Annotated in this window: 6 protein-coding genes; 3 read left to right on the top strand and 3 right to left on the bottom strand. The window is 71.3% G+C overall.

Annotated elements, in window-relative coordinates:
• Nucleotides 1-554: 554 nt before the first annotated feature.
• Nucleotides 555-1103 (bottom strand): MarR family winged helix-turn-helix transcriptional regulator, encoded by a 549-nt coding sequence (locus K4G64_RS37335; protein ID WP_031109794.1) that lies wholly within the window; start codon nt 1101-1103, stop codon nt 555-557.
• A 122-nt stretch (nt 1104-1225) separates the two neighbouring features.
• On the opposite strand from K4G64_RS37335, the gene K4G64_RS37330 reads away from it, so the two are divergent.
• Complete coding sequence (locus K4G64_RS37330) at nt 1226-2491, top strand: MFS transporter (RefSeq protein ID WP_221760313.1); 1266 nt, start codon at nt 1226-1228, stop codon at nt 2489-2491.
• A 42-nt stretch (nt 2492-2533) separates the two neighbouring features.
• Here the strand turns inward: K4G64_RS37330 and K4G64_RS37325 are convergent, their stop codons facing one another.
• Together K4G64_RS37325 and K4G64_RS37320 are read right to left on the bottom strand one after the other, a co-directional pair.
• Nucleotides 2534-4201: a SpoIIE family protein phosphatase gene (locus K4G64_RS37325; protein ID WP_221760312.1), complete on the bottom strand. Its 1668-nt coding sequence runs from the start codon at nt 4199-4201 to the stop codon at nt 2534-2536.
• Between the two features lie 174 nt (nt 4202-4375).
• Nucleotides 4376-5755 (bottom strand): NAD(P)/FAD-dependent oxidoreductase, encoded by a 1380-nt coding sequence (locus K4G64_RS37320; protein ID WP_221760311.1) that lies wholly within the window; start codon nt 5753-5755, stop codon nt 4376-4378.
• Between the two features lie 373 nt (nt 5756-6128).
• On the opposite strand from K4G64_RS37320, the gene K4G64_RS37315 reads away from it, so the two are divergent.
• Entirely contained in the window at nt 6129-6893 is a 765-nt protein-coding gene (locus K4G64_RS37315) for a TetR/AcrR family transcriptional regulator (protein ID WP_221760310.1), read from the top strand.
• 205 nt (nt 6894-7098) lie between these two features.
• A partial coding sequence (locus tag K4G64_RS37310; protein ID WP_221760309.1) for a sigma-70 family RNA polymerase sigma factor occupies nt 7099-8152 on the top strand: 1054 nt, incomplete at its 3' end.

Below are 8152 nucleotides of genomic sequence, written 5' to 3'. Positions count from 1 at the left end.
TCGGTGATCCGATGGACGGGGTATCAACATATCTGGCGTTGACTTTTGGCACGCTGTTGAGTTCTCAAGGAACGGCCGCTTCCTTTGTACTCACCCTCTCGGGCTTTCCTCCGGGCTTCCCTTCGGTCTTGCGTTTCCGACTCTATCAGATCTTTCCGATCCGATTTCCTCGGTGCTTTCCAGGTTCCCGCTTTCGCGTTTCCCTTTCCGGCGGTTCCGACTCTATCAGATCCTTTCGGGCCTGATCCCCGGTCAGCGGGGTTTGTCTTCGCGGCTGTTGGGCCGTTCCGACGTCCCTAACCTTAGCGCGCCCTCTCGGCGATTCCCAAATCGAAGCCGGTGTGGAGTCGATCGGTCGTCGAGTCCCAATTCGAATTGAATTCGGGCGTGCCGAAATCAACCCTGTCGGGAGGTCGAGCTGGTGGTTTGGGTGCCGCTGCTGCGGCGGAAGTGCTGTCGAAGAACCGTTACGGCTCCGCGGCAACCCGAAGAACTCTACGGATCTGCCCGGGGGGTGTCAAGCGGCCCCTGTCAAGATCTTTTCGACCCGGGGGTCAGTCCAGGTCGGTGAGGCGTCCGCCGGCGTCCGGCTGGGCGTCCTCGACCCGTCGCAGCAGACGCGTGAGCACTTCGCCCAGCGCCGTGCGCTCGTCGGGGGTCAGGTCCTGGAGCAGGTCCTCCTCGAAGACCGACGCCAGGCGCATCGCCTCCAGCCACTTCTCTCGCCCCTCGGATGTCAGCTCCACGATGACGCGGACGCGGTTGGACTCGTCTCGCTCACGGGTCACCAGAGATTCGGCGACCATGCGGTCGATCCGGTGGGTCATCGCGGCCGGGGTGAGGCCGAGGCGCTTGGCGAGGTCGCTGGGGCCCAGTCGGTAGGGAGCGCCGGAGAGGACGAGGGCCTTGAGGACCTCCCACTCCGTGTTGCTGATGCCGAGGGTCGAGGTCTGACGGCCGTAGGCGACGTTCATGCGCCGGTTCAGGCGGGACAGGGCCGAGACGATCTGCTCGACCTGGGGGTCGAGGTCCTGGAACTCGCGCTGGTACGCGGCGATCTGCTCTTCGAGGGTCGGCTCGCTGGGGCCGGGGGTGTCGCCCATGTGCGCAGTATCGCACGGGCGTTCTTTGCCTTGAAGTCCTTGGGGATGTACTCTTTAGCTTCGAACTTTAGCTTCGAAGTCTTCACTCCTAACTTGTGAGAGAGGTGAACGTGACCAGGGCGATGGGCGCAGCGATGCGCCGGATTCACGTGGGTAACGCACTCAGCGCGTTCGGGCTCGGCTTCACGGTCCCGTACCTGTACGTCTATGTGGCGCAGGTGCGAGGGCTGGGGGCCATGACGGCGGGTCTCGTACTCGCCGTCTTCGCCGTGGCCGCGCTGGTGGTGCTGCCGTTCGCCGGGCGGGCCATCGTCCGGCGGGGCCCGCTCCCGGTGTTGCTCACCGCCCTGGTCACCGCCGCTCTGGGAGCGCTCAGCCTGGGGATCGCGAGCAGCGCCGCCGCCGTGCTGGTGTCGGCCTCCCTGCTGGGAGCGGGGCAGGCCGTGATGCAGCCGGCGCTCGCGACGATGATCGTCGACTGCTCCTCGGCGGACACGCGGTCGCGTGCCTTCGCCATGCAGTTCTTCCTGCAGAACCTGGGACTCGGTGTCGGTGGGCTCATCGGCGGTCATCTGGTCGACACCACCAGCGCCGCCTCCTTCACCCTGCTCTTCTCGATCGAGGCGGCGATGTTCCTGCTGCTGGTCGTGGTGATGGTGACCGTGCGGCTGCCGCACGCGCCGCGGATCGAGGACGCTCCCCAGGCCTCGGGCCGGGGCAGCTGGAAGCAGCTGATGGGCAACCGGGCCATGGTGCAGCTGTGCGTGCTGGGCTTCGTGCTGTTCTTCGCCTGCTACGGGCAGTTCGAGTCAGGGCTCAGTGCGTACGGGGTCGAGGCCGCCGGGATCTCGACGTCCGCGCTGGGAACCGCGCTCGCCGCCAACACGCTGGTGATCGTCGTCGCGCAGTTCGCCGTGCTGCGGTTCGTGGAGCGGCGCCGGCGGTCGCGGGTGATCGCCGCTGTCGGGCTGATCTGGGCCGTGGCGTGGGCCGTCGCGGGGTACGCGGGGCTCGGGCACGGGAGCCAGGAGATGGCGACGGCCGCGTTCGTCTCGACGTACGCGCTGTTCGGGCTCGGTGAGGCGATGCTGTCGCCCACCGTGGCCCCGCTGGTCGCCGATCTCGCGCCGGAGGGGATGGCGGGGCAGTACAACTCCGCGTTCGCCCTGGTCAAGCAGCTCGCGCTGGCCGTCGGGCCGGCGGTGGGCGGGCCGCTGGGGGCCTCGCTGCACGCGCCCTACATCGTGGCGTTCCTGGTGTTCTCGCTGGGGATCACCGTCCTGGCCGTGCGGTTGGGGCGGCAGCTGACCGATGTGCAGGATCAGCCGTGGATCGGCAAGAGCCGGGTCGTGGCGCGGGGTGGGGCGCCCGTTTCCGCGGACGTCTGATCCCGGTTTCCGTACGGGGCCTGTCCGTGGGGGGGGCAGGCCCTACGTGGTCTGGGTGCGGGGCAGTGCGAACTCGCACCAGACCGCCTTGCCGCCGCCGGGTGTGCGGCGGCAGCCCCAGTTCGAGGCGATCGTGGCGACGATGGCGATGCCCCGGCCCGATTCGTCGCCTGGTTCCGCGCGGCGGCGTCTGGGGAGGTGGTCGTCGCCGTCGGTGACCTCGATGATCAGCCGTCTGTCCGTGCGGCGCAGGCGCAGTCTCATCGGCGGGGTGCCGTGCTGGAGGGAGTTGGCGACCAGTTCGCTGGTCGCCAGGACTCCCAGGTCGTGCAGGTCGGCGGGGAAACGCCAGCTGGTCAGGACGCCGGAGGCGAAGGCACGCGCGCGGGGGGCCGCTTCCACGCCGCCCAGCAGTTCCAGGGCGGCGTTGCGGAAGAGCTCGCCGTCCGCTCCCGTGCGGGCGGGGTGCTGGAGGACCAGGACGGCCACGTCGTCGTCGTGGTCGGGGGTCACGCCGGCGGAGCGGACCAGGCGGTCGCAGACGACCTGGGGGGTGCCGGTGGCTCCGGCCAGGGCGCGTTCCAGGGCGGCGATGCCCTCGTCCAGGTCCGCGTCGCGGCGCTCGACCAGGCCGTCCGTGTAAAGGACGGCCGTGGAGCCGGGGGCGAGGGGGATGGAGCCCGAGGCATGCATCCAGCCGCCGGTGCCGAGCGGGGGGCCGGTGGGTTCGTCGGCGCGCAGGACCGTGCCGTTCTCGTCGCGGACGAGGATCGGGAGGTGGCCCGCCGAGGAGTAGATCAGCTTGCCCTCGTTGGGGTCGTGGATGGCGTACGCGCACGTGGCGATCTGGTTGGCGTCGATCTCGGCGGCCAGGCCGTCCAGGAGCTGGAGGACCTCGTGCGGGGGGAGGTCGAGGCGGGCGTAGGCGCGGACCGCGGTGCGGAGCTGGCCCATGACCGCGGCGGCGCGCACGCCCCGGCCCATGACGTCGCCGATGACCAGGGCCGTGCGGCCGCCGCCCAGGGTGATGACGTCGTACCAGTCACCGCCGACCGCGGCTTCGGTGCCGCCCGGGTGGTAGGTGGCGGCGATGCGCAGGTCGTCCGGCTGTTCGAGCTCCTGGGGGAGCAGGGAGCGCTGGAGGGTGACCGCCGTTTCGCGCTGGCGGCGTTCGCTGGCGCGCAGGCGTTCGGCGGCTTCGGCGTGGTCGGTGACGTCGGTGGCGAAGACGAGGACGCCGCGGCCGTCGCTGCCGCCCTTGCCGTCGCCCTGGGCGACCGGGGTGCAGGTGAAGGTGTAGGAGCGGCCGTCGGGGGCCTTGCGGGACTTGACCGTGCGCGGCTTGCCGCTGCGCTGGACCTGGTCCAGGAGGGGGAACAGGCCGAGGGCGTCCAGCTCGGGGAGCGCCTCGCGGGCGCGTTCACCCAGGGGGCGTACGCCGAAGGCGGTCGTGTAGGCGTCGTTGACGTAGGCGATGCGGTGGTCGGGGCCGTGGACCAGGGCGACGAGGGAGGGGACGCGGTCGAGGACCTCACGCACCCGCAGTTCGTCGACAACGGGTACGAAGGGTGACTCGTCGGTCAGCCGTTCGGCACGGGCGGCGGGTACGGAGCCTTCCCCCCGCCGGTCCGGGGAGGCCGTCTGCTCGGTCCGCGCTGCGGCGCGGCGCTGCGTTCCGGGGAGCCGGGCGCTCCAGCGCGTGAAGTTCACGAATCCTTGCCTCGTGTAGTGGTCGGCGGCCGGCACCGGAACCGGCCGGAGCCCCGGGGGGCCCACACCGGGGCGAGTGGTGGCCTGCCCGCGGTGGTGGACCAGTCTGGCAGTGCGCGGACCGGACCGACATCCGTCAGACGCCGGGCCGGCCGATGGAGTTCCTGGGTCCGGTCAGGACGACCCCTTCGGGTTGTTCGGGGGGTCTTGAGAAGGCTTTCCACCGGCCGCGAGTTCGAACTCCGCCCGGGGGTGCTCGAGTGAACCCAGGGAGACGATCTCCCGTTTGAACAGACCGGCCAGCGCCCATTCGGCGAGCACGCGCGCCTTGCGGTTGAAGGTGGGCACGCGGCTGAGGTGGTAGGCGCGGTGCATGAACCAGGCGGGGTAGCCCTTGAGCTTGCGCCCGTACACGTGGGCGACGCCCTTGTGCAGGCCCAGGGAGGCGACCGAGCCGACGTAGGCGTGTTCGTACGTCTCGAGGGGTTCGCCGCGCAGGGAGTGGACGATGTTGTCGGCGAGGACCTTGGCCTGGCGGAGGGCGTGCTGGGCGTTGGGGGCGCACTCGCGGCCCTGCTCCTCGGCGGTGACGTCGGGGACGGCGGCGGCGTCTCCCGCGGCCCACGCGTGCGTGGTGCCGTCGACCGACAGCTCCGGCGTGCAGGTGAGGCGTCCGCGTCCGTTGCGGGGCAGGTCGGTGGCGGCGAGCACCGGGTGGGGTTTCACTCCGGCCGTCCACACGACCGTACGGGTGGGGAAGCGGGCGCCGTCGCTGAGGACGGCGACCCGGTCGGCGCAGGATTCGAGGCGGGTCTGCAGGCGTACGTCGATGTTGCGGCGGCGCAGCTCGGTGACGGTGTAGCGGCCCATCTCCTCGCCGACCTCGGGCAGGATCCGGTCCGAGGCCTCCACGAGGATCCACTTCATGTCCTCGGGCTGGACGTTGTGGTAGTACCGCGCGGCGTAGCGGGCCATGTCCTCCAGCTCACCGAGTGCCTCCACGCCCGCGAAGCCGCCGCCGACGAAGACAAAGGTCAGGGCCGCGTCGCGGATCGCGGGGTCGCGGGTGGAGGAGGCGATGTCCATCTGCTCGATGACGTGGTTGCGCAGGCCGATGGCCTCTTCGACGGTCTTGAAGCCGATGCCGTGGTCGGCGAGGCCGGGGACCGGCAGGGTGCGCGAGACGGAGCCGGGGGCGAGGACGAGCTGGTCGTAGGAGAGCCGCTGTCCGCCCGTGCCCTCCTCCTCGGTGGCGAGGGTGGTGACGGTGGCGGCGCGCTTGGCGTGGTCGACGGCGGTGACCTCGCCGATCAGGATCCGGCACCGGTCGAGGACGCGGCGCAGCGGTACGACGACGTGGCGCGGGGAGATCGCGCCGGCGGCGGCCTCGGGGAGGAACGGCTGATAGGTCATGTACGGGTCGGGGGTGACGACGGTGATCTCGACCTCGCCCCGGTCCAGTTCCCGTTTCAGTCTGCGCTGCAGGCGCAGGGCCGTGTACATCCCGACGTAGCCGCCACCGACAACGAGAATGCGCGCACGTTCCTTCACCATCCCATGACGCACCCGTCGCTTGCGTTTGTCCACAGCCTCGACGAATTGTGTGACCGGAGCGGGAGAGGGCGCGGAGTTGGCCGGAATACCGACCTTCTGCACATACATGCAGGTCAGAAGGGGTAGCACGGAGGGCGTGCGGGGGCACATTCGGGACGTATGCGGTCCGTACTCCGATCGGTGGGCGCTCCGTGCGGAACCTGCCCCTTCTGAATTGACTCCCTCTCAACTATGTTCGTGTGTCGACGGGGTGTAGGGGGATGTGCTCACCGGGGTCCGCGACGGGCGGGCCGCGGGACCGGGCCGTTCCCTCGCTCCGGTATCGAATGGCGGGGAGTCTCCGGGGGGAGACGTCATTACCGGGGGAATGCTTATGCATGTTCAGGACTCTCATTGGTCGCCCGCGTCCGCACTCGCGGCCGGCGGCATGACGATGAGCGCGGCGACGGGCAACGGACGCGACGCGTCGCGGACCACGCCGCTGCGCGTGGACGCTCAGCGCAATCTGGAGCACGTGCTGCGTGCGGCGCGCGAGGTCTTCGGCGAGCTGGGGTACGGCGCGCCGATGGAGGACGTGGCGCGGCGTGCGCGCGTCGGTGTGGGCACGGTGTACCGGCGGTTTCCGAGCAAGGACGTCCTGGTGCGGCGGATAGCCGAGGAGGAGACCTCCCGGCTGACCGACCAGGCGCGTGCGGCGCTCGGACAGGAGGACGAGCCGTGGTCGGCGCTGTCGCGCTTCCTGCGGACTTCGGTGGCCTCCGGCGCCGGGCGGCTGCTGCCGCCGCAGGTGCTGCGGGTCTCGGTCGAGGACGCCGGAGGCCCGCGGGTGCCGCAGCAGCGGACCCAGCCGGGCACGACGGAGCTGCGGCTGGTGCCGGATCAGCCCGTGGCGGTCGCCTCGGTACCGGCGGTCGCGGCCGAGGAGGACGCCGGGACGTCGGCGCTGCTGGAGGTCGTGGGCCAGCTCGTGGACCGGGCACGTGCGGCCGGTGAGCTGCGGGCGGACGTGTCGGTGTCGGACGTGCTGCTGGTGATCGCCACGGCCGCGCCCTCACTGCCGGACGCCGCTCAGCAGGCGGCCGCGTCGGCCCGGCTGCTGGACATCCTGCTGGAGGGGCTGCGCTCGCGACCTGCCTGAGCCACCGGGGCGACGGGCTCGGGCGGGACGCCCGGGCCCGGAGCGGCGGAGAAGCCTTCCCCGAATGAGTGACGGCCAGTACTGCCGTGCGGCGGATCCCCACGGATGAGTGAGGGTCCGAACTATGGGGTTCTGACCACATGCCAATATGGCACGCTGACCCGATGGTCTGGACGGGTTGGGCGGCTGGCGGGGGCTTTCCTCGATGAGCGGTGACGGGCGGGACGAGTCGAGCGGCGGCGGGAGCGGCGACGCCACGACCGGCGGCCCGGTGCCGCCGAAGGTGCCGAGCCAGGGCGGACGCGCGAGTGTGCCGCCCGGCGGGCACCCGGCCGACGGTTCGGTCCCGGCCCAGCGCGCCTGGCACGAGGACGGCGTCCTGCCCCCGCCGCGCGAGATGCCGCCGTCCGACGCCGACCTCATCGACCGCATGCGCGCGGGCGACGACACGGCGTACGAGGAGCTGTACCGGCGCCATGCTCAGGCCGTGCGCCGGTATGCCCGCACCTGCTGCCGGGACGCCCACACCGCGGACGACCTGACCGCCGAGGTCTTCGCTCGCATGCTCCAGGCGGTACGCGGCGGCGCGGGGCCCGCACACGCGGTGCGGGCGTACCTGCTCACCTCCGTGCGACGCGTGGCCGCCTCCTGGACGCGGTCGGCACGGCGCGAGCAACTCGTCGACGACTTCGCCGTGTTCGCCGCCCAGTCCACACGCGGATCCGACGTGTCCGACGACGACACGCTGGAACTCGGCGCGGACGTACGGGCGATGCACGAGGCCGAGCAGTCCATGGCCATGCGGGCCTTCCGATCGCTGCCGGAGCGCTGGCAGGCCGTGCTGTGGCACACCGAGATCGAGGACGAGTCGCCCAGCGAGGTCGCCACGCTGTTCGGGCTGGACGCCAACGGCACCCGCGTGCTCGCCAGCCGGGCCCGCGAGGGCCTCAAGCAGGCCTACCTCCAGGCCCACGTCAGCGCCACGCTCACCGGCGACGAGGACTGCGCCCGCTACGCCGACCAGCTCGGCACGTATGCCCGCGGGCGGCTGCGCACCCGGGCCGAGCGGGGGCTGCGCAAGCACCTGGAGGAGTGCGCGAAGTGCCGGCTGGCCGCGCTGCAGATCGAGGAAGTGGCCGGCGGTATCCCGGCGGTCGTGCCGGTCGCGGTCATCGGCTGGTTCGGGGCCGCCGGGTATGCGAAGGCGGCCGGGCTCATCGCCGGGGGCGCGGGAGCGGCCGGTGCGGCGGGGGCGGCAG

This window comes from Streptomyces sp. WAC04114 (assembly GCF_019733245.1).
GTDB lineage: Bacteria > Actinomycetota > Actinomycetes > Streptomycetales > Streptomycetaceae > Streptomyces > Streptomyces massasporeus_A.
This window is presented reverse-complemented; position numbering and strand designations above follow the sequence as displayed.

Coding starts and splice junctions, on each gene's coding strand:
- K4G64_RS37335 (WP_031109794.1), bottom strand. CDS start 1,103: ATGGGCGACACCCCCGGCCCCAGCGAGCCGACCCTCGAAGAGCAGATC.
- K4G64_RS37315 (WP_221760310.1), top strand. CDS start 6,129: ATGCATGTTCAGGACTCTCATTGGTCGCCCGCGTCCGCACTCGCGGCC.
- K4G64_RS37320 (WP_221760311.1), bottom strand. CDS start 5,755: ATGGTGAAGGAACGTGCGCGCATTCTCGTTGTCGGTGGCGGCTACGTC.
- K4G64_RS37330 (WP_221760313.1), top strand. CDS start 1,226: ATGGGCGCAGCGATGCGCCGGATTCACGTGGGTAACGCACTCAGCGCG.